This window comes from Streptomyces sp. NPDC012835 (assembly GCF_042900885.1).
Lineage (GTDB): Bacteria > Actinomycetota > Actinomycetes > Streptomycetales > Streptomycetaceae > Streptomyces.
The window spans coordinates 808,651-831,470 of the sequence record NZ_JBIBBW010000002.1 but is presented as its reverse complement, the minus strand read 5'-3'; the positions used below and the strand labels follow the sequence as shown (position 1 = coordinate 831,470).

Genomic DNA, 22,820 nt, shown 5'->3' with positions numbered 1-22,820 from the left:
GCGGCTCCTCGGGCGCCCGGTCGCTGGACCCCGCTCGGTGAGTCCGCCCATCGAGACAAGCGGCGTCGGCCGTTGTTTCCGGCCACCGTCAGGCGAAAGCTGTCCCCTATGGAACAGATAATCGAACACCCGTCGGGCCGGGGCGCGTTGACGCCCGCCGTGCTCGCCGTCGCCGTCGCTACGTTCACCGTGGTCACCACCGAGATGCTGCCGGTCGGCCTGCTCACCGCCCTCGGCGAAGGGCTGCGGACCTCCGACGGCACGACCGGGCTCACCGTCACCCTGCCCGGGGTCATCGCCGCCCTCGCCGCGCCCGTGCTGCCCGTCGCCGTACGCCGGGCGGACCGGCGGACCGTGCTCTGCGCGCTGCTGGCGCTGCTCGCCGGGGCCAATCTGCTCGCCGCGCTCGCCCCCACCTTCGGCGTCTTACTGGCGGCGCGGGCGCTGGTCGGGATCTGCATCGGGGGCGTGTGGGCGGTGGCGGCGGGGCTGGGGGCCCGGCTCGTGGGCGGCGAGCACGCCGGACGCGCCACCGCCGTGATCTTCAGCGGGATCGCCGTGGCGTCCGTGCTCGGCGTACCGGCCGGGACACTGATGGGCGGGCTGGCCGGCTGGCGCTGGACGTTCGTCGCCGTCGCGGGGCTCGCCGCGGCCGCTGCCGCGCTGCTCGCCGTCCTGCTGCCGCCGCTGCCCGCGCGCGGTGCCGTCCGCCCCGCCGAGATCGCCGGGCTGCTGCGCCTCCCCGCGCTGCGGGCCGGGCTGCTCGCCATCGCGCTGCTGGTCACCGGGCACTTCGCCGCGTACACGTACGTACGCCCCGCCCTGGAGCGGGTGCCGGCGCTCCGCCCCGAGGAGATCAGCGCGCTGCTGCTGGTGTACGGGGTCGCCGGCGTGGCCGGGAACTTCCTCGGCGGCGCCGTCTCCGCGCGGACCCCGCGCCGGGCGCTGCTGACCGTCTCCGCCGTCCTGGCCGGGACGGTTCTGCTGACCGCGCGGGCCGGGGGCTCGCTCCCGGCCACCGTGGCGCTGCTCGTCGTCTGGGGGCTGGCGTACGGCGGTGTCTCCGTCAGCGCGCAGAACTGGCTGATGGCCACCGTGCCCGCGCACCGCGAGGCGGGCTCCGCGCTCTTCGCCGGGACCTTCAACGCGGCGATCGCCCTGGGCGCGCTGGCCGGCGGCCGGGCCGCTGACCGCTACGAGGTCGCCGGGGCGCTCTGGCTCGGCGGGGCGCTCGCCGCGCTCGCGCTCGGGGTGGGCCTGGTGGCGGGGACGGAGCCGGGGCGCGGCGCGCGTACACGCCGATCGTGAGTGGCATACGCGGCCGGAGCCCCGCCCCGGTCTCCTACGGCGTCAGCCCGCCAGCTCCGCCGCCACCAGCTCGGCGATCTGGACGGCGTTCAGCGCGGCGCCCTTGCGCAGGTTGTCGCCGGAGACGAAGAGGGCGAGGCCGTTCTCGGCGGTCTCGTCGTTCCTGATCCGGCCCACGTACGAGACGTCCCCGCCCGCCGCCTGGAGCGGCGTCGGGATGTCGGACAGCTCCACGCCCGGCGCGTCCTTCAGCAGCTCGTACGCGCGCTCCACGCCGATCGGCCGGGCGAAGCGGACGTTGAGCTGGAGCGAGTGACCGGTGAAGACCGGCACCCGGACACAGGTGCCGGAGACCTTCAGTCCGGGGATCTCCAGGATCTTGCGGGACTCGTTGCGCAGCTTCTGCTCCTCGTCCGTCTCGAAGGAGCCGTCGTCCACGACGGAACCGGCCAGCGGCAGCACGTTGAAGGCGATCGGACGCTTGTAGACGGCGGGCTCCGGGAAGTCGACGGCCCCGCCGTCGTGCGTGAGGCGGTCCGCCTCCGCCACGACCTTCTGCGCCTGTCCGTGCAGCTCGGCGACGCCCGCCAGGCCCGAGCCCGACACGGCCTGGTAGGTGGTGGCGACCAGCGCGGTCAGCTCCGCCTCGGCGTGCAGCGGGCGCAGCACGGGCATCGCGGCCATCGTGGTGCAGTTCGGGTTGGCGATGATGCCCTTGGGACGGTGGGCCACCGCGTGCGGGTTGACCTCGGAGACGACCAGCGGCACCTCGGGGTCGCGCCGCCAGGCGGAGGAGTTGTCGATCACGACGGCGCCCTGTGCCGCGACCTTCTCGGCGAGCGCCTTCGAGGTGGCGCCACCGGCCGAGAAGAGCACGATGTCGAGGCCCGCGTAGTCGGCCGTCGCCGCGTCCTCGACCGTGATGGCGCGGTCCTGCCACTCGATCACCGAGCCCGCGGAGCGGGCGGAGGCGAACAGCCGCAGCTCGGCCACGGGGAAGCCGCGCTCGGCCAGGATGCTGCGCATGACCGTGCCGACCTGACCGGTGGCTCCGACGATTCCGACCTTCACTGGGGCTCCTTCGTTCACGGCTGTGGCGGTCCCTGTCCGGGGACCTGTCCGGGGCCCTGTCCCGGGACCACGTTCCATCATCATGTGTCTGTCCCCGGTCCGCTTGTCCAATCCATTGTCCAAGGTCCGGGACGCGGCAGGGCGGGCGCCCGTCCGGACGCCCGCCCCGGTCATCGTGTGCCGTCACCGACCGCTGTGGGTGGTTACGGTGTGACGCTGTCGATGATCACGCTGCCGGTGCCCGCGGCCGTGCCGCGCGCGTTCAGCAGCTTCACCTCGCCGAAGAACTGCCGGCCCGCCGGGGCCGCGCTGCTCACCAGGATCTCGGCCGAGACCTTGGCCGTGGCGCCGTTCGCGATCTTCACCGGCTGCGCGTCGGTCTTGACCGTGCCGAGCGCCGCCGAGTAGTAGACGTCCCGGTAGTCGTACGCGGTCGACCCGGCCGGGACCGAGTAGGCATCGACGACGATCTCGTACGTACCGGCGGCCGGGTTGGCCAGGCTGACCCGCTCGTCCGACGACGCCGTGGTGGACTGGCCGACCACGGCCCCGTCCCGCACGACGTAGAGGTCCAGGTCGGCGGCCGGGTCGGCGGTGTTGCCGATGCTGATGTCGAGCCGCTCGACGCCCGCGCCGATGGTGACGGTCGACACCTGCTCCTCACCGTCCGCGATCGTCGGACGGGCGACCTTCGCCGAGCCCAGCGAGCCGCCGGCCAGCGTGCCGTCGATGGCGGCGAAGCTGTTGGTGACGTTCCAGGAGACCGGCGCCGGAGTGCCGATCTTCGCCTCGGGGAGCGTGGTGACCGCCGGGTCGAAGGCGGTGCCCAGGACCGACACCTCCAGCGTGTACGGGTTGTCGAGCAGCGGTGACGTACGGCGCGACTCGACCTCGACCTCCCAGACACCCGGCAGCGGGTCCTGGTACGAGCGGACGTCCGGACGGCAGGTGTTCGCCGGGTTCGGGTAGTTCGGGTAGCAGTTGACCGTCGAGCTGTTCTCGATCTGCTTGCCGTACGGGTGGAGCGTGATGAACCGGGTCTGGCTGTCCTTGGCGAGCCCGCCGAGCGCCACCTCCAGGGTCTTCGCGCCCTCCGGGACGGTGATGAAGTACGACTTCGAGCTGTTGCGCTGCACCGCGTTCTTCTCGGTGAACGCGTACGACGGCTTCGCCAGCTGCTTCGCGACGACGACGGTCGCGAGGATCTGCTTGTCCACGCCCTGGGTGCGCGGGTCGTCGACCTCCAGGATCGCGCTGTGCACCCCGGCGGAGCCGGGCTTCGCCCGGACCTTCACGGTGACCGGCTGGTTCAGCGGCAGCTTGACCTTGCCGCTGCCGAGCAGCTGGTAGGTGCCGTCGTTGTACTTCCACTTCAGCCGGTGCTCCACGGCGCCGGCCCGGCCCGTGGTGCGGGTGACGACGACGTCGTACGTACGGCTCTGGCCGGCCTTCAGGCCGCCTTCGCGGTCGTACAGGCCGGTGCCGAAGCCCGGGACCTTGAGGTACTCGTCGAGCGTGGTGCTGACCGGCGCCTTGACCTCGAACTCGTTGACGTCGGTGCCGGCGGCCCGCTGGATGGCCTTCCACGCGTCCACGATGTCGATCAGACCGGAGCCCTGCTCGTGCGCCTGGACACCGGAGATCTTGGTGGCGGTGCTGGTGAGCGCCGACCGCAGCCGCGCCGGGGTGAGGCTGATCTTCTTCTGCTTCGCGGCGGAGAGCAGCAGCGCGCTCGCGCCCGCGACCTGCGGCGAGGACATCGAGGTGCCCTGGAGCATGGAGTAGCCGGCGGGCAGCTGGTAGCCGGCCTCGGCGACCGGGCCGCCGGCCTGCCAGGTCGGGGTGGTGTTGATGGCGGCGCCGGGACCGGTGATGGTCGGCGTGAAGCCGCCGTCCTCGCGGGGACCGCGCGAGGAGAAGGGCAGCATCGCGTACTTCTTGGTCACGCCGGAGCCGTAGTTGGCGGCCCAGGTCTCCTTGGAGATCGAGGCGCCGACCGAGATGACCTTGTCGGCGAGGCCCGGGTCACCGATGGTGTTGAGGCCGGGGCCCTCGTTGCCCGCCGAGATCACCAGCTGGACGCCGTAGGTGTCGATGAGCCGCGTGTACAGCTGCGCGCGGGCGTTGTTGCCGTCGTTGAGGGTCGGCAGGCCGCCGATCGACATGTTGACGATGTCGACGCCGCGGTTGACGACGAGGTCGATCATGCCCTCGGTCAGCGCGATGTTGGTGCAGCCGCCGCTCCAGGTGCAGGCGCGCGAGGAGACGATCTTGGCGCCGGGGGCGGCGCCGTTCATCTTGCCGCCGAAGAGGCCGTTGGCGGCGGTGATACCGGCGACATGGGTGCCGTGCGCGCCCTCGACGACGCCGATGCTGACGTAGTCGGACTTCGCGCCGGCCGCGTTGTAAACGACGTCCTTGCGGACCTCGACGGTGAAGGGGATGCGCGTGGCGACCTGGCTGGAGGGGTCCTGCTCACCGAAGTAGCCGACCTGGAAACCGTCCTTGTACGGCTTCATCGGTACGTCGTCGGTGAAGTCCCCGTTGTTGTTCAGGTCCACCCGCACCGTCCCCTTGGCCGGGTCGTAGAGCACGCCCCAGACGTCGGTGGTGGTGCCGTTGCGGTTGAGGTCACCGGCCATCTCGCCGCCCAGGGTGGCGGATTCGGCGAAGGTGGTGAACGTGTACGAGCCGGCGGGGGCCTTCCACGTACGGCCGGACGCCGTGAAGACCGGCCCGGTCACCGCCGAGTTCATCCGCAGCCAGGTGCCGTCCCCGTCGGAGACCGGGTCGGTGGCGGTCACCCAGTCGACTATCTTGCGCTCGCCGGTGCTGGTCGTCCGGAGCGCCGGGTGGGCCAGGTCGACTCCGGAGTCCAGGACACCGATCGTGACGCCGCGGCCGTCCGCCTTGGAGTTCTTCTTGACGAAGTCCACCGCGCCGGTCTCGAAGGACGGGTTGTACGGGTTCTTCGCCGGGGTCTTCCTGTCCGGCGCCGGGTACGTCTTCACGCCGGAGTTCTTCTTGCCCGTGGAACTCTTCGCGCCCCGGACGGTGTCCGCTCCGGGCGTCGGGTCGTCCAGCATGATCTCCTGCTTGAGATCGATGCCCTGGACCGAGGAGAGCTTCTGGGCCGCCAGGATCGCGGCCTCCGCCTTGGCGGTGGGGAGCGTGGCCCGTACGTAGCCGAGCTTGTCGTACGTCCTGCCGACCACAGAGCCCTCGACGGAGTCCAGTTGGCCGGCCACCTGCTCGGTCGCCCCGGGGGTGGTGGCGACCATCATGGTGACGTTCTTCTCGCCCTCGGCCTTGGCCTTGGCGAGCAGATCCGCGTCGGCCGTGTCGAGCCTGCCGGGGTCGGCGGACGATTTCACCGGCGTGGGAACCGCCGGGGTGTCGGCGTGCGTCGCGGAGAACGCGGGCGCGGCGCCGGAGGCGATCAGCGCTGCCACCAGGCCGGCGGCGGCCGTCACCCTGGCCACGCGTCTCGGCCCGGATATGGAGCTCTCGGATTCGGAGGTCATCAGCATCCTGTTCGGTGAAGAGACAGTCCGGATGTCGGTACCGGCTGACCGATCAGCTTTTCCTACCAACCAGGGCTTTGTGGAGGGCTGTCGGGCACGGGTTACGGTCATGGCGGATATCCGCCATCGCGCGACGCGCGCCACTGGGAACCAACTCGCCCAAAGCACCCCGGAATCAGGCCCTCGACCCCACGCCGACGACGAGTTCGGGCCACCTCCCGTCCTCGTCCCGCGAACGGCCGAAAGCGGATCAACCTTGTGGAGCCGGGCAACCCCTGCCCCGGGTGCCGGGGTCCGTCCCACCGAATCGCACGCCACACACAGGGGAGTTCGCATGCGGGTACGAACGGGGCGCGTCGAAGGCGCCGACAGCACCGGAACCAACGACCACACCGGGAACAGACGCGGAACGGCCCGGTCGGCCGGTCCGGCCCGGACGGCGGTGCTGCTGGTGGCCGCCCTCATGGGCACCGCGCTCGCCACCCCAGCCGTCGCCGCCCAGGCGCCGGGGGGCGCGGCAGGCGGTCACAGTGCCACCGGGAAGGCGCTCGACGCGCTGGTGGACCAGGGCGTGCCGGGGGTGATCGCCCGGGTCGAGGACGGCGACGACACCTGGCGCGCGACCGTGGGCGTCGCGGACCGCACCACGGGGCGCGCACGCGGCACACAGGACCGCTACCGCGTCGGCTCCCTCACCAAGACCTTCGTCGCCACCGTCCTGCTCCAACTGGAGGCCGAGGGCCGCGTCGACCTGGACGACACCGTCGAGACGTACCTGCCGGGCGTGGTGCGCGGCCACGGCAACGACGGCCGGGGGATCACGGTCCGTCAGCTCCTCAACCACACCAGCGGCATCTACAACTACACCAGTGACCCCGGTTTCGAGCGCCAGGTCTTCGGCGACGGCTTCTTCGAGCACCGCTACGACACCTGGACCCCGCGTCAACTGGTCGCGCTCGCCACCACCCACGCGCCCGAGTTCGATCCGGGCACCGACTGGAGCTACTCCAACACCAACTACATCCTCGCCGGGATGATCGTCGAGAAGGTCACGGGCCGCTCGTACGGCGCCGAGATCGAACGCCGTATCCTGCGCCCGCTCGGGCTGCGCGCGACCAGCGTGCCGACCACCGACCCCACCATGCCCCGGCCGGCCGGCCGGGCCTACTCGAAGCTGGGCGAGGAGTCCGCCACGGCGCCCGTCCACGACGTGACCGAACTGAACCCGTCGGCGGCGGGGGCGGCCGGTGCGATGATCTCCAACCCGGCCGATCTGAACCGCTTCTACGGCGCGCTGCTCAAGGGCGCACTGCTGCCGCGCAAGCAGCTCAAGGAGATGATGACGGTCGCGCCCCCGAGCGTCTACGGCTCGTTCGCCTACGGCCTCGGGCTGGGCCGGAGCACGCTCTCCTGCGGCGCCGTGGTCTGGGGCCACGGCGGCGGCATCCACGGCTCGTCGTCCCGCTCCGCCGTCACCGGGGACGGCGGGCACGCGCTGTCCATGAACCTCAACGGAGACTGGACGGGCGACGCCGAGGCCACCGTCGAGGCGGAGTTCTGCGGCTGACCGGCTGACCGGCTGATCGGCTGACCGGCGCTCAGGTGCCGGGGTGCGGGGGTGCCGGGGTGCGGGGTGTGTCCGAGCGCCGCCGCCCGCGCCCCGCACCCCCGCGCCGGGTCATCTCGGCAGGACCACCACGCGCGCCGCCGGATCGCGGTCGTCCGCCGCCAGGAGCGCGGTGCGCACCACCGTCGCCTGCTGTTCGAGCGACTCCCGCAGCTTCCTCGGGGTCAGATGCACGACCGTGATGCCCAGCCGCTCCAGATGCTCGCGCTTGCGCACGGCGGCCGACCACTGCTCGTCGTCCTCCGCCTCGTTCCAGCGGCCGGACTGCCGGGGCGCGCGGGTGTCCAGCTCGACCGCCACCGACCGCTCCGGCCAGTAGGCGTCCACCGCGCCCAGCCGCGGTCCGTCGGGCAGCCGCAGTTCCACGTTCCACAGAGGCTCCGCCAGACCGTACGCCCGCACCAGCTCGTACAGCCGCCCCTCGGCCAGGCCGCGGCCCTCCGCGAGCAGCGCGTCCACCGCGTCGACCACGTACTGGCGCACCAGCAGCCCCGACTGGTTCAACTCCCGCACCACCACCGCCGGTTCGCAGTGGCCGTCCCGTACCGCCTCGGTCAGCAGCGCCACCACCGAGGCCGCGTCGGACAGATGCGCCACCGCGTCCGCCACCGCGCGCGCGACGGGCGCCACCGGCAGATCACCGATCAGCTCGGGCCGGGGCAGCGCGTGGGCGCGGATCAGCCGGGCGTACCCCGCCGACCGCAGCCGCCGGGTACGCGGTACGAGTACGTCGATCCGCTCAGCCGAGACCGGCGGGGGAGCGGACTCGGTGAAGCCGTGCAGCGCCAGCGCGGCCAGCCCCGTGATCATCGACGAGCCGTACGCGGCCGACGGCACCCGGCCCCCGCCCTTCGGCGCGTCGGCGCAGGGGCGCGGACCGGGCTGCGCCGGGACGTCCCGGCCGCTCGCCGCTCCCGGCCCCCCCGCGTACAGCAGCACCCCGCGCAGCCGCTCCTCGGCGGTCGGGGTCCCCGTGTGCAGCAGATAGACACCGGGCAGCAGATGCTGCCAGGAGCCGCCGGGCCGGCACAGGGCGGCCGCCCGGCCGGCCGGGACACCGTAGGCGCGCAGCTGCGCGAGCGAGAGCACCCGGCCGCTCGCGTCGTCGGAGAGACGGCTGAGGGGGAGCGGGAGGCCGAGGGGGCGGAGGGAGACCGGGGTGTTGTTCTTCATGCCCCGGGATCTGCCCCACCTCCACCACTCCTCAACCCTCGTAACCGATTCATCGACAAAACCGGACAAGCTCGTACTAAAGTAAGGGCGTTCGACTGCCGATCACACAGCCCGTCTTTCGCAAGACGCCCGGGCCCGGACGGGCCCGGCGAAGCTCACCCGGACAGGGCCTGACGGCTCGCCGCGTCGCACTCCTGTCCCCGCAGGCCCCGCGCCAGGTCGTCGGCCGCCTCCAGCACCAGCCGGCGCAGCGCGGGCGCCGCGTTCCGGTGGCCTTCGAGCCAGCTCTCGGCCGCCTCCAGCGGACCGCGGCCGTCCTGGAGCCCCGGGAACAGACCGCGCACCACATCGATGCCGATCTGGATCGAGCGCTCCGACCACACCCGTTCGATCGCCTCGAAGTACAAGCCGGCGTACGGGGCGATCAGTTCACGCTGGCTCGGCTGGACGAAGCCCCCGATGGCCGCGCCGACCAGCGCGTTCGACAGCGCGTCCGACTCGACGACCTGCGCCCACACCTGCGCCTTGACCGCGGCCGACGGCCTGGCCGCCATGCAGCGCACCTCGTGGCGCTTGCCCGACGCGGTGTCGTCCCGGGCCAGTTCGGCGGCGATGACGCTCTCGTCGGCCAGCCCGCGCGCCGCCAGCGGCTCCAGGAAGGCCCAGCGCAGCTCCTGGTCGACGGCCAGTCCGTCGATCCTCGCCGTCCCGTCCAGCAGCCCGCCCAGCAGCTGGAAGTCCGCGTCCGAGGTCGCCACCGCGGCGAAGAAGCGGGCCCAGGTCAGCTGGTGCTGGCTGCCGGGCTCCGCGTACCGCAGCTCGCGCAGCGCGCCCTCGGCCAGCAGCCGGCCGCCCTCCTCGCGCCAGTCGGGCGCCGCGTAGTGGGTGAGCGCCGAGCGGACCCACGCGTGCAGCATCTGGAGGACGCCGATGTCGCTCTCGCGGCCCGCGTGGGTGAGGACGAGCGCGACGAAGTCCCTGGCCGGCATGAGCGCGTCCCGGGTGAGGTTCCACATCGCCGACCAGCACAGCGCGCGGGCCAACGGGTCGGAGAGATCGCCGAGACGCTCGCGCAGGGTGTCCAGCGACGCCGGGTCGAAGCGGATCTTGCAGTACGTCAGGTCGTCGTCGTTGACGAGCACGAGATCGGGACGCTCGGCCCCGGTCAGCTCCTTGACGACCGTACGCGGCCCCTCGACGTCCGTCTCGGCGCGCGCGAACCGCTCCAGACCGCCGTCGGGCAGCCGCCGGTAGAGGCCGACGGCCACCCGGTGCGGCCGGAGCGTCGGATGGGAGGCGGCGGCCTCCTGGATCACGGCCAGCTCGGTGACGTGGCCGTCCGCGTCGTACATGACCTGCGGCGTCAGCGAGTTGAGGCCGGCGGTCTCCAGCCAGGAGCGCGACCAGGCCGTCAGATCGCGCCCGGAGGTCTCCTCCAGCACGGAGAGCAGGTCCCCCAGCCGGGTGTTCCCGTACGCGTTGCGCTTGAAGTAGCTGCGGGCGCCCGCCAGGAACGCGTCCCGGCCGACGTACGCGACCAGTTGCTTGAGCACCGAGGCGCCCTTGGCGTACGTGATGCCGTCGAAGTTCAGCTTGGCGTCCTCCAGGTCACGGATGTCGGCCGTGATGGGGTGGGTGGACGGCAGCTGGTCGGCGCGGTACGCCCAGGACTTGCGGTTGTTGGCGAAGGTGGTCCAGGCGTCGGTGAAGCGCGTCGCCTCCGCGAGCGCGAAGACCCCCATGAAGTCCGCGAAGGACTCCTTCAGCCACAGGTCGTCCCACCACTCCATGGTGACCAGGTCGCCGAACCACATGTGCGCCATCTCGTGCAGGAGCGTGTTCGCCCGGCGCTCGTACGCGGCCCGCGTGACCTGGCCCCGGTAGACGTACTCCTCGCGGAAGGTCACCAGACCGGGGTTCTCCATCGCGCCGAGGTTGTACTCGGGTACGAACGCCTGGTCGTACTTCCCGAAGGGGTACGGGTAGTCGAAGTGGTCGTGGAAGAAGTCCAGCCCCTGCTTGGTGGTCCGGAAGATGTCGTCCGCGTCGAAGTGCCGGGCCAGCCCCTTGCGGCACATCGCGCCGAGCGGGATCTCCAGGACCGTGCCGTCCTCGAATGTACGGCGGTAGGAGTCGGTCACGTAGTGGTAGGGGCCGGCGACCACGGCCGTGATGTACGTCGAGATCGGCTTCGTCTCCGCGAACCGCCATCCGTCGTCGGTCCGGGTCCCCACGCCGTTGCTCCACACCGTCCAGCCCTCGGGCGCGCTCACCTCGAAGCGGTAGGGGGCCTTCAGGTCCGGCTGCTCGAAGTTGGCGAAGACCCGGCGGGCGTCGGCCGGCTCGTACTGCGTGTAGAGGTAGACCTCGCCGTCCTCCGGGTCGACGAAACGGTGCATGCCCTCGCCGGTCCGGCTGTAGGCGCACTGCGCGTCCACGACCAGGACGTTCTCCGCGCGCAGCTCCTCCAGCGCGACACGCGAGCCGTCGAAGACGGCGGCCGGGTCGAGATCGGCCCCGTTCAGCGTCACGGCGGTCACTCCCGGCGCGATCAGATCGGCGAAGGTGGCCGCGCCCGGGTCCGCGCAGCGGAACCTGACCGTCGTCACCGAACGGAACGTCCGGGGCCCGTCGCCCGGCGCCTCGCCGACCGCCGAACGCAGGTCGAGGAAGACCTCGTACCCGTCTACGGACAGCAGGCGGGCCCGCTCACGGGCCTCGTCACGGGACAGGTTCTCACCGGGCACGGTCACTCCTTCTCGGCTCGCTCACGCGGCTCGTTCGAACGTAAAACGATCCTCGCACGGGCCGCCGGGCCCGATGCGCGGGAATGTCCACGGCGGCGTGCGGTGTTTCCCACGTGAGGTGTTCGGAGCGCTGCTTCCGCGACCCTGATGAGGGGCGCGGCTCTGCTGAGGAGAGACATGTCCGAGAAGACCCCCGTCGACTTCTGGTTCGACCCGCTCTGCCCCTGGGCCTGGATGACCTCGCGCTGGGTCCTCGAAGTGGAGAAGGTCCGTGACATCGAGGTCCGCTGGCATGTGATGAGCCTGGCGGTCCTCAACGAGGACAAGGACATTCCGCAGGACTACCGCGACAACCTCGCGAAGGCGTGGGCTCCGGTACGGGTGGTGACCGCGGCCCAGCAGAAGCACGGCGACGAGGTCGTCGGCGAGCTGTACACCGCGCTCGGCACCCGCTTCCACGACCAGGGGCTGGGCGCGACCCGCGAGGCGATCGCCGGCGCCCTGGCGGACGCCGGGCTGCCGGCCGACCTGATCGAGTACGCCGATTCCGACACGTACGACGCCGAGGTGCGCGCCTCCCACAAGGAGGGCATCGACAAGGTCGGCCAGGAGGTCGGCACGCCGGTCATCGCCGTCCCGGGGGCGGACGGCGGGCAGATCGCCTTCTTCGGCCCGGTCGTCACCCCGGCGCCCAAGGGCGAGGAGGCCGCGAAGCTCTGGGACGGCACCCTGATGGTGGCGTCGATCCCCGGCTTCTACGAGATCAAGCGGACCCGTACGGCGGCGCCCAGCTTCGACTGACGCGCGATCGGCCGGCCCCACGACCGGCCGGCGCCCGCCCGGCGCATGGGGAGACCCCCGCGAGTCATGTCCTCGCGGGGGTCTCCCGTTGTTCCGTCCGCCGGTGAAGGTTGAGAAGACGATCACGAGCAGGACGTCCTGGGGCCGCTGTGCGGCACGACAGGCCCTACGGCCTCACGGCACCAGCAGCAGATTGTTGGCGCGCTCCTTGGCGGACGCGTACCGCTTCGCCACGTCCTGCCAGTTCACGACCTTCCACATCGCCTCGATGAAGTCGACCTTCTGGTTCTTGTACTGGAGGTAGAAGGCGTGCTCCCAGGCGTCGAAGACCAGGATCGGCACCGACCCCTGGCCGACATTGCCCTGGTGGTCGTAGACCTGCTCGACGATCAGCCGGGCGCTGACCGGTTCGTACGCGAGCACGCCCCAGCCCGAGCCCTGGGTGGTCGCGGCGGCCTTGGTCAGCTGCGCCTTGAAGCCGGCGAACGAACCGAAGGACGCGGCGATGGCGTCCGCCAGCTCACCGACACCGTCCGCCGCGAGGGGCTCGCCGCCGCCGTCGCCGGTCATGTTGTGCCAGTAGATCGAGTGCAGGATGTGGCCGGAGAGATGGAACGCGAGGTTCTTCTCCAGCCCGTTGACGGCTCCCCACGCGTCCTTCTCCCGCGCCTCCGCGAGCTGTTCGAGGGTGTCGTTGGCGCCCTTGACGTACGCCGCGTGGTGCTTGTCGTGGTGCAGCTCGATGATCTGCGGATTGATGACGGGTTCGAGCGCCGCGTAGTCGTAGGGAAGTTCAGGGAGCGTGTACATGGCCATGTGTCCGAGCCCTCCGGCCTCTTATTGCACATCTTATGCAACTGCACGCTAGCAGCAACACGGCGGGCGGTGCGCCCGGCGCGCGCCCGGCCGCTTGTGGCATCCCCGACAACGCTCCGACCACCGCTTTGTCGGCGTCTGACGGTGTTGGCCCGGGGGCGGCTGGGCTAACGTCGAGCTGTCCCGAACGCCCAGACGACCGCGGAGTCCCCATGAGCACTGCTGCCGCAGCACCCCGTACCGGAGCGGTCCTCGCCGATCTCCTCCCCGCCACCCGCACCCGCGACATCACCCTGATCCTCGGTGGCGCGGCGCTCACCGGGGTGGCGGCGCAGATCGCCGTCCCGGTCCCCGGCTCCCCGGTCCCGGTCACCGGCCAGACCTTCGCCGCGCTGCTGATCGGCGCCGGTCTGGGCGCCCGCCGCGGCTTCCTCTCGCTCGCGCTGTACACGCTGGTCGGGATGGCCGGGATGCCGTGGTTCGCCGGCGCGTCCTCCGGCCCTGGCGGCGCCTCCTTCGGCTATGTCCTCGGCATGCTGCTGGCCGGCACCGTGGTCGGGGCGCTGGCCCGCCGGGGCGGCGACCGCTCCGTACTGCGTACGGCGGGCACGATGGTGCTCGGCTCGGCGGTCGTCTACGCCGTCGGCGTCCCCTACCTGGCGCTGTCCACCGGCATGTCGCTGAGCGCCGCCGTGGCCGCCGGGCTGGTGCCCTTCCTGCTCGGCGACGCGCTCAAGGCGGCCCTCGCCATGGGCGCGCTGCCCACCGCCTGGAAGCTCCTCGGCCGCCGGGGCTGACCGGCGGCGCGGCACCCGGCCGTACCCGTACTGAAGAGGCTCCGTCCCCCACTCGCCGTGCGTGGGGACGGAGCCTCTTGGCGTCGTGCGACGGGTGCCGTCAGCCCTTGACGACCTCGTCCGCCTCCGGCTCGGCGGCCGGGGCCGGCGCCGGGGCCGCCGCCTTGCGCCCGCGGAAGTCCCGCACCAGGGCGACCGCCACGACGAGCGCCGCCACCAGCAGGGACAGCAGCACCTGCTCGCGGGCCGCCTCGTCGGTGAGCATGTAGACCAGGACGAAGGAGATCATCGCGATCGTCGCCCAGGTCAGATACGGGAACAGCCACATCCGCACGACCAGCTTCTCCGGCGACTCGCGCAGGATGATCCCGCGCATCCGCAGCTGGGTGAAGCAGATGACCAGCCAGACGAAGAGGGCCACCGCGCCCGACGAGTTCAGCAGGAACGCGAAGACCGTGTCGGGCCACTGGTAGTTGAAGAAGACGGCCACGAAGCCGAAGAGGACGGACGACAGGATGGCCGCCTGCGGCACACCCCGCCGGGTCACCCGGCCGAAGGCGCTGGGCGCGTCCCCGCGCTCGCCGAGCGAGAAGGCCATCCGGGACGCCGTGTAGAGACCGGAGTTCAGACAGGACAGCACGGCCGTCAGCACGATGACGTTCATGACCTGCCCGGCGTGCGGGATGCCGATCGAGTTCAGCGCCGCGACGTACGAGCCGTCCTTGGTGATCGACGGGTCGTTCCAGGGGAGCAGCGTCAGGACGACGAGGACCGAGCCCAGGTAGAAGACGGCGATGCGCCAGATCACGCTGTTGGTGGCCTTGGCGACGGCCCGCTGCGGGTTGGACGACTCACCGGCGGCGAGAGTGACGATCTCGCTGCCCATGAAGGAGAAGACGACCATCAGCACACCGGTGAGGATCGCGCCGGGCCCCTTGGGGAAGAACCCGCCCGCGTCCGTGAGATGCCCGAAGCCGGCGCCGGGGTTGTCGGAGCCCGGCAGGACACCGAAGACGGCCAGCAGCCCGATGAGGACGAATCCGCCGATCGCCACCACCTTGATCCCGGCGAACCAGAACTCGAACTCGCCGAACGAGGAGACGGACACCAGATTGGTCGCCGTCAGCACGATCATCACGATCAGCGCCCACGCCCACTGCGGTACGGCCGGAATCCAGCCCTCCAGGATCTGCGCGCCCGCCGTCGCCTCGACCGCGAGCACCACCACCCAGAAGAACCAGTAGAGCCAGCCGATCGAGAACCCGGCCCAGCGGCCCAGCGCCTGGTCGGCGTAGGCGGAGAAGGAACCGGAGCTGGGCCGCGCCGCGGCCATCTCGCCCAGCATGCGCATGACGAGTACGACCATCAGGCCGACCAGCGCGTACGAGAGGAGGATGGCGGGGCCCGCGGCGGCGATCCCGGAGGCGGAGCCGACGAACAGACCGGCGCCGATGACCCCGCCGATCGCGATCATCGACAGGTGACGGTTCTTGAGACCGGCTTGCAGGCCGTCGGAGGAGTGCTGTGGATTCCCGGGCCGGCCGGGAATCCCGCCTTCCTTCGTGGGGGACGGCAGGGAGCTCATGCGTCAGTCCTTACGTCTACGGTCCACTCGAATGACGAGTCCCGGCATTTAAGCGCCCGACCCCCGGATGACGGAAGTGGCAATTCCGTATCTTTGCCCGGAGCATTGCGCCGCGGTGGCGGGTTGACCTGGCACACCGCTACCCGACGGGGCGTCCGCCACACCCCGCGTGCCACACTTCGCACCATGCGCGTGTACCTCGGTTCCGACCATGCCGGCTACGAACTCAAGAACCACCTCGTCGAGTGGCTCACGGCCCACGGCCACGACCCCGTCGACTGTGGACCCCACATCTACGACGCCCAGGACGACTATCCGCCGTTCTGCCTGCGCGCCGCCGAGCGCACGGCCGCGGACCCGGACGCCCTCGGCGTCGTGATCGGCGGCTCCGGCAACGGCGAGCAGATCGCCGCGAACAAGGTCAGGGGCGTACGGGCCGTACTCGCCTGGAGCGAGCAGACGGCGGCGCTGGGCCGCGAGCACAACGACGCGAACGTCATCTCGGTCGGCGGCCGGATGCACACCAGGGAAGAGGCGACCAAGTTCGTCGAGATCTTCCTCGCCACGCCCTACTCGGGCGAGGAGCGCCACGCGCGCCGCATCGCGATGCTCGACGCGTACGAGACCACCCACGAGCTGCCGCCCGTACCGGCCCACCACCCCCAGCCGGAGAACTGACGCCTCCGTGCCGCCCGGCGCCGGCCCGCACCGCCGCCGGGCGGCACAGCCGTGTCCGGACGCACGTCAGAAAGGCAGGACCCCGTGCCCGAGGGGCATACGATCCACCGCCTCGCCGAGGACCACCTCGCCCGCTTCGGCGGCCGGCCCGTCCGGGTCAGCAGCCCGCAGGGCAAGTTCTCCGACAGCGCGGCCCTGCTCGACGGACGGACCCTCGACAGCGCCGAGGCCCACGGCAAACACCTCTTCCTGGGCTTCGGCGACGCGGGCTGGGTCCATGTCCACCTCGGTCTGTTCGGCAAGGTCGGCTTCGGCGGGGCACCCGCCCCGCCGCCCACCGACACCGTCCGGCTGCGGCTCGTCTCCCCGGCCGCGCACATGGACCTGCGCGGCCCCACCACCTGCGCGCTCATCACCGACCCGGAGAAGCGGGCCATACACGACCGGCTCGGCCCCGACCCGCTGCGGCCCGGTGACGACGGAGAGCGGGCGTGGGCCCGCGTCTCCCGCTCCCGTACGACCGTCGCCGCCCTGCTCATGGACCAGAAGGTCATCGCGGGCGTCGGCAACGTCTACCGCGCCGAGGTCCTCTTCCGGCACGGCATCGACCCGTACCGCACGGGCCGGGACCTCACCCGCGCCGAATGGGACGCGATCTGGGCGGATCTGGTGGCACTGATGCGCGAGGGGGTACGGAACAACCGCATCGACACCGTCCGCCCCGAACACACCCCCGAGGCGATGGGCCGCCCGCCGCGCGTGGACGACCACGGCGGCGAGGTCTACGTCTACCGCCGGGCGCGGATGGCCTGCCTGCTGTGCGGCGGCGAGATCCGCACCGCGCCCCTCGCCGCCCGCAACCTCTTCTGGTGTCCCGGCTGCCAAGCGCGCTGAGACCGCGTGACCGGCAGCCCGCGCGTCAGAACCCGTGCGGCAGCCACGGCGCGACATCGGACCCGAAGGCCGTGGACGCCTCCTCCAGCGCACCGGTCCGCACCTCGCGCACCCGCCCGGCGCGCGCCAGCGCGGCCAGCGAGGTCCCGCCCAGATAGACGGCGCCCAACTCCCGTGCGCCGAGCATCAGATCGGGCTGGTCGCCGGTCCGCTCGCAGGACGCGCCCTTGCCGTCGCCGCTGAGCCGCCACGTCCCCTCGTTCCACGGGCAGAAGGCGTCCTCGACGCCGAGGACCACATCCACCGGGGCCCGGTACGTACGGGCCTCCAGCGCGGCGCCCACCTCCACCGGCCGCAGATACAGCGAGTCCCGCAGCCGCAGCGCGCACCTGCGCACATCCGAGACCAGATACTGGAACGGGTCGTCCGGGGGCCGGTTCTCCGCCAGGACGGACGACGTCAGATCGATCGAGAAGAGGAAGCGCCAGAGCGCGACATACGCCGCCGGGTCCCGCGCGTACAGGTCCCGCAGCACGACCGTGCCCTTCGGCCCCGCCATGTCCCACTCGGGCTTGTTGCGGTACAGCGTGAAACCGACCACCTCGCCGTGCCGCTCCGCCAGCACGCACTGGAGCGGTGAAGCGCCGTCCTTGGCCTGCTCGCCGTCGAGGACGGGCAGCCGCTCCCAGCCGGGCTGCCGGGCCGGCATCCCCGGCCGCCCCGCGACCTGTGCGGCGTAGACGGCCTCGCACGCGTCCCGCACGGCCGGGTCGTCCGGCTTCACCCGGCGCAGCCGTACGTCGTGGGACCCGTCGGCCGCGGCCGGGCCAGCGGACGACGGGATGCGCACCCGCGCGGTGTCGATCCGCGCCGTGAGCTGCTGGGCCGCGACGCCGTACCCGAACCGCCCGTAGATCTCCGGCTCGGACGCCGTCAACACGGCGAGCGGCTCGCCCCACGAACGGACATCGTCGAGCTGGCGCCGCATCATCGACGTCAGCACCCCGCGCCGCCGGTAGGTCGGTGCCACACTCACCATCGTCACGCCCGCCGTCGGCACCAGCGCGCCGCCGGGCACCGAGAGCCGGAAACTGAAGGCGCCGGCCGTACCGACGCACTCCTCGCCGTCCCAGACGCCGAGGGACCGCCCGCACTCCGTCAGGTCCCGCCACAGCGCCCGCTCCGCGCCGGTCTCCGGCACGCCGCCGAACGCCAGCTCCAACGCGTCGAACCAGCGGTCCCATTCGGCCGGGCGCAGCACTCGCATTTCCATAGTCATATGCCATCAGTACCAGGGGTACGACAACGGGGCGACCCCATTTCGAACGCAATGTCACAGGGGTCCCCCTGCACGCCGGGCCGGTGGATCGATAGGGTCCACAACAATGGCCGGCGTCGCGCGAGCGGATTCCTACTCGGCCCGGATGCGCAAGAAGCTGCACCGGGTCCGCACCGGCGTGCGCAAATCCGGCGTCGACTACTTCAGGGGCGACGGCTCCGACTGGATCGCGCTCGTCGGCCTGATGCTCACCGTCCCGGCCATCGCCCTCGCCACCATCGCGGTCCCCGTCTGGTTCGCGCCCTCGGCGCTCGTCCTGCCGATCGTGGCCGGCGGACTGGTCCTGCGACCCGCCAGCCTGCTCGGCCTGTACGCCGCAGCGGCCGCCGCCCTGATCATCGAGTCCATGGTCCTCGGCCCCTACCCGGAGGGCCCCGCCAGGGTCACCCCCGGCACAGTGCTCGTGGTCGCCGCCTGCGGCCTCTTCGGACTGCTGATCGCCCAGTTCAGGGCCCGGGTCGGGGTGCCCTGGCGACGCGGCGGCACCATGCTCTTCGACCTGCGGGAACGCATCCGCGTCCAGAGCGCCCTGCCGCTGCTGCCCAAGGGCTGGCACCACGAGATGGCGCTGCGCCCGGCCGGCGGCCAGTCCTTCTCCGGCGACTTCGTGGTGGCCGCGCGGACCAACGGCGGACGCTCCCTGGAGGTCGTCCTCACCGATGTCTCCGGCAAGGGCATGGACGCGGGCTCCCGGGCGCTGCTGCTGTCCGGCGCCTTCGGCGGACTCCTCGGCTCGCTCCCGCCGCACGGCTTCCTGCCGGCGGCCAACGGCTATCTGCTCCGGCAGGACTGGGACGAGGGGTTCGCCACCTCCATCCATCTCGTGCTCGACCTCGAATCCGGCGACTACGAGCTGCTCTCGGCGGGCCATCTGCCGGCGCTCCAGCTGCACGCGGGCAGCGGCCGCTGGGAGGAGAAGTCGGGGGAGGGCCCGCTGCTCGGGGTCTACGACGGGGCCGAGTTCGACCCGGCGAAGGGCACGCTGCGCCCCGGTGACGTGCTGATGCTCTTCACCGACGGTCTGGTCGAGGCGCCGGGGCGGGACATCTCGGAGGGCATCGACCGGCTCACCGGCGAGGCGGACCGCTATGTGGTGCCCGGCTTCGAGGGCGCGGCCTGGCATCTGATCGAGGCGGTGGCCAAGGATGTCAACGACGACCGGGCGCTGCTGCTCATCTGCCGCGAAGCCTGAACGGGCCGTCCGCGCCCCCGACGCGGCCGTGGACGCACCCCGCCCCGTCGGCCGCCCCGGCGGCCGGGGCGGCCGACGGGGCGGGGTGCGGGTTGGCGGTACGGGAGTCCGCGGGCGGAGGGACGGTTACGGGGACGGGCGCGGCGGGTGCGGGGTAAGAGCATCGGGAGTCAGCTCGTCACGGACGCCTCCGTGCTCTTCCTGGTGTCCTCGCCGCCGGCGGACCCGGCGCCGTCCCCCTCGGGGCCGTCCGCGTCATCACCGGCACCACCACCGTCGCCGCCCTTGGCCCGGCCGCCCGGGAGGATCCGGGCCAGCCAGTGCGACCGGCCGGCCGCGAGCGGCCCGAGCACCGCGAGGACCAGGACGTATCCGGCGATGAAGGGGGCGAGCCTGCTGTCCAGCCCCGCTCCCGCCGCCATCGTCGCGAGGATCAGCGCGAACTCACCGCGCGCCAGCAGCGTGGTCGAGATGTTGGCCGCCGGCCCCGCGCCGAAGCCGAAGATCCTGGCAGCCGCCAGACCGGCCCCGACGTTCATCACCACCGTCAGCGCGACGGCGATGAGCACGGGCCAGACCACCGACGGCAGATCGCCGGGGTTGATCGACAGGCCGAAGGAGAAGAAGAAGATCGCGCCGAACGCGTCCCGCAGCGGATGGACGAGTTCCCTGATCCGGTCGCCCGAGGTCGTCGCGCCGAGCATCAGACCGACCATGAACGCGCCGATGGCGTCGGCCACGCCGAACCACTCGGAGATGCCGGCCACCAGCACCGCCGCACCGAGGAAGGAGATGACGAGCAGCTCGTCGTCCCTGGTGTTGATGAACCGGCTGATCACCTTCGTGCCGAACCGGGCGGCGAGCGCCAGCAGCAGCAGGAAGCCGAACGCCTTCCCGCCGTCCACGAGCGCGGCCCGGGTGCTGTCCGCACCGGACAGGATCGGCTGGAGAGCGGCGAGGTAGAGCGCCAGGAAGATGTCCTCGACGACGATGATCCCGAGGATCGGCTTGGTCTCCGGATTGCCGATCCGTCCCATGTCGACCAGGACCTTGGTGACGATCGCGGACGAGGAGATGCCGAGCACACCGGCCAGGACCAGCGCCTCCGACGTACCCCACCCCATCGCGAACCCGAAGCCGAGACCCGCGCCCACGTTCAGCAGCAGGTAAGCGCCCCCGGCGAGGGCCATCTTCCGGCCGCCCTCCTTGAGGTCGTCCAGGTGGAATTCCAGGCCCAGGTAGAAGAGCAGCAGGACGAGGCCGAGGGCGGAGAGCATCTCCAGCTCGTGCGGGTCCTTGACCAGCACGATGCCGGGGGTGTGCGGGCCGAGGAGGATCCCGGCCAGGGTGAACAGGGGAATAGTGGGCAGCCCGATACGGCTCCCCAGACGGGCGAGCACGGCGGCGGCGAGGAAAGCGCCGCCCATCGCTATGAGGGTCTCTGCGTGTCCGATGGGATCGTTCCTCCATCATCGAGTCAAAGGAGCGTCAAGAAATCGTCAGTAATTAGTTTACCAAATGGTTTACTGAGTAACTGTCAGATTCGCTCCCGGCGTGCGCTCCGCCCCAGGTCCGGGGGGTCTCAACGACCTTTCGCGCGCGGCTGGTTGCGCCCCGCTGAGACATGGGTCACGGAGGTGACGGACCCTCTGGAGGCATACGGGCGCCCCTCGGCCGGGAGGTGCTCGGCGAGGGGCGCTGAGGGGGTGTATGTGTCATGTACGGAGCAGGGGGTGCCCCGGTGGTCCGATCACCGGTCGCCCGGTCACCGGCTGTCCGCTCCCGGCTATCCGGTGCGGCGGAACGCCCAGGTCATCTCGGGCTCGGTGACGCACCGAAGCAGCCGCCGCACCGGAGCGGTACACAGCGCCGTCACCGCGAGAGCGGCCGCGACCGTCACCACGATCCTTCCGGTGGGGCTCAGCAGCCACGAGTGGTCGTCGAACAGTCCCGCGTACACGGCTCCCTTGATCACGAAGCCGTGCATCAGATAGCCGCAGATCGTGCCCGCGCCCAGCGCCGTGAACCACGTCCGCCGGCTCGGCACCCAGGACAGGAACGCGCCGGTCAGCAGCAGCGAGCAGCCGAACAGCGCGAAGGACATCACGGGCCCCACCCACCAGGGGGCGTTCAGTTCCTGCGCGCTGGTGTTGTGGTAGAGCCAGGCGGTACGCATACGGGTCGCCGCCCAGTACGCGAACACCGCCGCGCCGGCGAGCACCGGCACCGCCAGCAGCCGCACCTCGCGCCGCCGGACGAGCTGGAAGTGCTCGGGCCGCAGACACAGCCCCAGCACGAAGTACGGCGCGAACTGGAGCACGCGCTGGAGCCCGAGATCCTCGCCGATGTTCGGGGTGAGCGAGGCCAGCGCCGCGACGACGAGCGCGACCGGCAGCGGATGGCGCAGCGTGAGCCAGAGCGGCGTGGTCAGCCGCCAGATGAACAACGCGGCCAGGAACCAGGTGAGATACCAGGGGTCGAGCAGGCTGATCGGATGGTCGGGGGTGTGGTCCGCGTACCGCTTGAAGAGGGAGTACGCCACCTCGAAGACCACGTACGGTACGGCGATTCCGGTGAGCAGCCGCTGGAGCTGACGCGGCTTGGCGGCGAAGCTCCGGGAGAAGTAGCCGGAGATGACGATGAAAGCCGGCATGTGGAACGCGTAGACCAGCAGGTAGAGCGCCTTCGTGGCGCGGCTGCCGGCCATGACCGGCTCCCAGGCGTGCGCCACCGCCACCAGGACGATCGCCAGGAACTTGGCGTTGTCGAAGAACGCGTCCCGCTTGGTCGACACGACGGGGTGCTCCGCCGTCGACGTGGCCGGTGGCCGCCGGGTCGGTGCCGGTGTGTCGGCCACCGCCACAGGGGTGGTTCCGGTGGTCGGTTCAGGCGTCCCCGCCTGATCGACCGAGGGCCTCGCATATCCATTCGGCGCCTGGGGCATCACCACACGCTAACCGCGTCCCGGGTAATTCGTAAAACACGTCGACCGCGTGGCGCATTCGCAACTGAAACCGTCGACAACCAGGCGATATGCACCAATTAATCGGTTTTAAATGGGGCATATCGCTCAGCCTTGCCCTGTGCTGCAACTCTCCGTAAATTCATTGGCGGTCATTCTGTGGTGCTCACCGGAATGGCTCGTGAATAAGCTGTGCGCACAAAGGAGCGGCTCGATCGAATTCGCGTCAGCGGTGATGTGGCGGTTCCGTCCCGGGGCCCCGTGCGTGCCGTACCCGCCCCGGCGCGCCGGGGGCGCGATTGGCGT

16 protein-coding genes are annotated in these 22,820 nt (G+C 71.4%); 7 read left to right on the top strand and 9 right to left on the bottom strand.

Features of this window, described 5'->3' with window-relative positions; genetic code table 11:
- Nucleotides 1–108: 108 nt before the first annotated feature.
- A complete protein-coding gene (locus tag ACFY6S_RS11150; protein ID WP_388825667.1) occupies nucleotides 109–1,308 on the top strand; it encodes an MFS transporter in 1,200 nt (399 codons plus the stop codon).
- Nucleotides 1,309–1,350: 42 nt separating this feature from the next.
- Here ACFY6S_RS11150 and ACFY6S_RS11145 read toward each other — a convergent pair whose 3' ends face one another.
- Together ACFY6S_RS11145 and ACFY6S_RS11140 are read right to left on the bottom strand one after the other, a co-directional pair.
- Nucleotides 1,351–2,379, bottom strand: coding sequence for an aspartate-semialdehyde dehydrogenase (locus ACFY6S_RS11145; protein ID WP_388825670.1), 1,029 nt, complete (start codon nucleotides 2,377–2,379; stop codon nucleotides 1,351–1,353).
- A gap of 203 nt (nucleotides 2,380–2,582) precedes the next feature.
- Nucleotides 2,583–5,909: a S8 family serine peptidase gene (locus tag ACFY6S_RS11140; protein ID WP_388825673.1), complete on the bottom strand. Its 3,327-nt coding sequence runs from the start codon at nucleotides 5,907–5,909 to the stop codon at nucleotides 2,583–2,585.
- Nucleotides 5,910–6,366: 457 nt separating this feature from the next.
- On the opposite strand from ACFY6S_RS11140, the gene ACFY6S_RS11135 reads away from it, so the two are divergent.
- The gene (locus tag ACFY6S_RS11135) at nucleotides 6,367–7,470 is read left to right on the top strand and encodes a serine hydrolase domain-containing protein (protein ID WP_388825848.1); all 1,104 of its coding nucleotides are present in this window, start codon (nucleotides 6,367–6,369) and stop codon (nucleotides 7,468–7,470) included.
- Between the two features lie 111 nt (nucleotides 7,471–7,581).
- On the opposite strand, the gene ACFY6S_RS11130 is transcribed toward ACFY6S_RS11135, so the two are convergent.
- Both ACFY6S_RS11130 and pepN read right to left on the bottom strand, forming a co-directional pair.
- Nucleotides 7,582–8,703, bottom strand: coding sequence for a hypothetical protein (locus tag ACFY6S_RS11130; protein ID WP_388825676.1), 1,122 nt, complete (start codon nucleotides 8,701–8,703; stop codon nucleotides 7,582–7,584).
- A 155-nt stretch (nucleotides 8,704–8,858) separates the two neighbouring features.
- The gene (gene pepN, locus ACFY6S_RS11125; RefSeq protein WP_388825679.1) at nucleotides 8,859–11,450 is read right to left on the bottom strand and encodes an aminopeptidase N; all 2,592 of its coding nucleotides are present in this window, start codon (nucleotides 11,448–11,450) and stop codon (nucleotides 8,859–8,861) included.
- Nucleotides 11,451–11,627: 177 nt separating this feature from the next.
- Between pepN and ACFY6S_RS11120 the strand changes: the two genes are divergently transcribed.
- Complete coding sequence (locus ACFY6S_RS11120) at nucleotides 11,628–12,251, top strand: DsbA family protein (RefSeq protein WP_388825682.1); 624 nt, start codon at nucleotides 11,628–11,630, stop codon at nucleotides 12,249–12,251.
- 174 nt (nucleotides 12,252–12,425) lie between these two features.
- On the opposite strand, the gene ACFY6S_RS11115 is transcribed toward ACFY6S_RS11120, so the two are convergent.
- The gene (locus ACFY6S_RS11115; RefSeq protein WP_388825685.1) at nucleotides 12,426–13,067 is read right to left on the bottom strand and encodes a superoxide dismutase; all 642 of its coding nucleotides are present in this window, start codon (nucleotides 13,065–13,067) and stop codon (nucleotides 12,426–12,428) included.
- Nucleotides 13,068–13,279: 212 nt separating this feature from the next.
- On the opposite strand from ACFY6S_RS11115, the gene ACFY6S_RS11110 reads away from it, so the two are divergent.
- Nucleotides 13,280–13,864, top strand: a complete 585-nt coding sequence (locus ACFY6S_RS11110; protein ID WP_388825688.1) for a biotin transporter BioY — start codon at nucleotides 13,280–13,282, stop codon at nucleotides 13,862–13,864.
- Nucleotides 13,865–13,964: 100 nt separating this feature from the next.
- On the opposite strand, the gene ACFY6S_RS11105 is transcribed toward ACFY6S_RS11110, so the two are convergent.
- Nucleotides 13,965–15,449: an amino acid permease gene (locus ACFY6S_RS11105; protein WP_388825691.1), complete on the bottom strand. Its 1,485-nt coding sequence runs from the start codon at nucleotides 15,447–15,449 to the stop codon at nucleotides 13,965–13,967.
- A 186-nt stretch (nucleotides 15,450–15,635) separates the two neighbouring features.
- Between ACFY6S_RS11105 and ACFY6S_RS11100 the strand changes: the two genes are divergently transcribed.
- Both ACFY6S_RS11100 and ACFY6S_RS11095 read left to right on the top strand, forming a co-directional pair.
- Complete coding sequence (locus ACFY6S_RS11100) at nucleotides 15,636–16,127, top strand: ribose-5-phosphate isomerase (protein ID WP_388825694.1); 492 nt, start codon at nucleotides 15,636–15,638, stop codon at nucleotides 16,125–16,127.
- A gap of 84 nt (nucleotides 16,128–16,211) precedes the next feature.
- Entirely contained in the window at nucleotides 16,212–17,021 is an 810-nt protein-coding gene (locus ACFY6S_RS11095; RefSeq protein ID WP_388825697.1) for an Fpg/Nei family DNA glycosylase, read from the top strand.
- A gap of 25 nt (nucleotides 17,022–17,046) precedes the next feature.
- Here the strand turns inward: ACFY6S_RS11095 and ACFY6S_RS11090 are convergent, their stop codons facing one another.
- Entirely contained in the window at nucleotides 17,047–18,300 is a 1,254-nt protein-coding gene (locus ACFY6S_RS11090) for a GNAT family N-acetyltransferase (protein ID WP_388825700.1), read from the bottom strand.
- Between the two features lie 106 nt (nucleotides 18,301–18,406).
- On the opposite strand from ACFY6S_RS11090, the gene ACFY6S_RS11085 reads away from it, so the two are divergent.
- Nucleotides 18,407–19,552: a PP2C family protein-serine/threonine phosphatase gene (locus ACFY6S_RS11085; protein WP_388825703.1), complete on the top strand. Its 1,146-nt coding sequence runs from the start codon at nucleotides 18,407–18,409 to the stop codon at nucleotides 19,550–19,552.
- A gap of 170 nt (nucleotides 19,553–19,722) precedes the next feature.
- Here ACFY6S_RS11085 and ACFY6S_RS11080 read toward each other — a convergent pair whose 3' ends face one another.
- Both ACFY6S_RS11080 and ACFY6S_RS11075 read right to left on the bottom strand, forming a co-directional pair.
- Nucleotides 19,723–20,979, bottom strand: coding sequence for a cation:proton antiporter (locus ACFY6S_RS11080; RefSeq protein WP_388825706.1), 1,257 nt, complete (start codon nucleotides 20,977–20,979; stop codon nucleotides 19,723–19,725).
- Nucleotides 20,980–21,338: 359 nt separating this feature from the next.
- Nucleotides 21,339–22,496: an acyltransferase family protein gene (locus ACFY6S_RS11075; RefSeq protein WP_388825709.1), complete on the bottom strand. Its 1,158-nt coding sequence runs from the start codon at nucleotides 22,494–22,496 to the stop codon at nucleotides 21,339–21,341.
- Nucleotides 22,497–22,820: the final 324 nt, after the last annotated feature.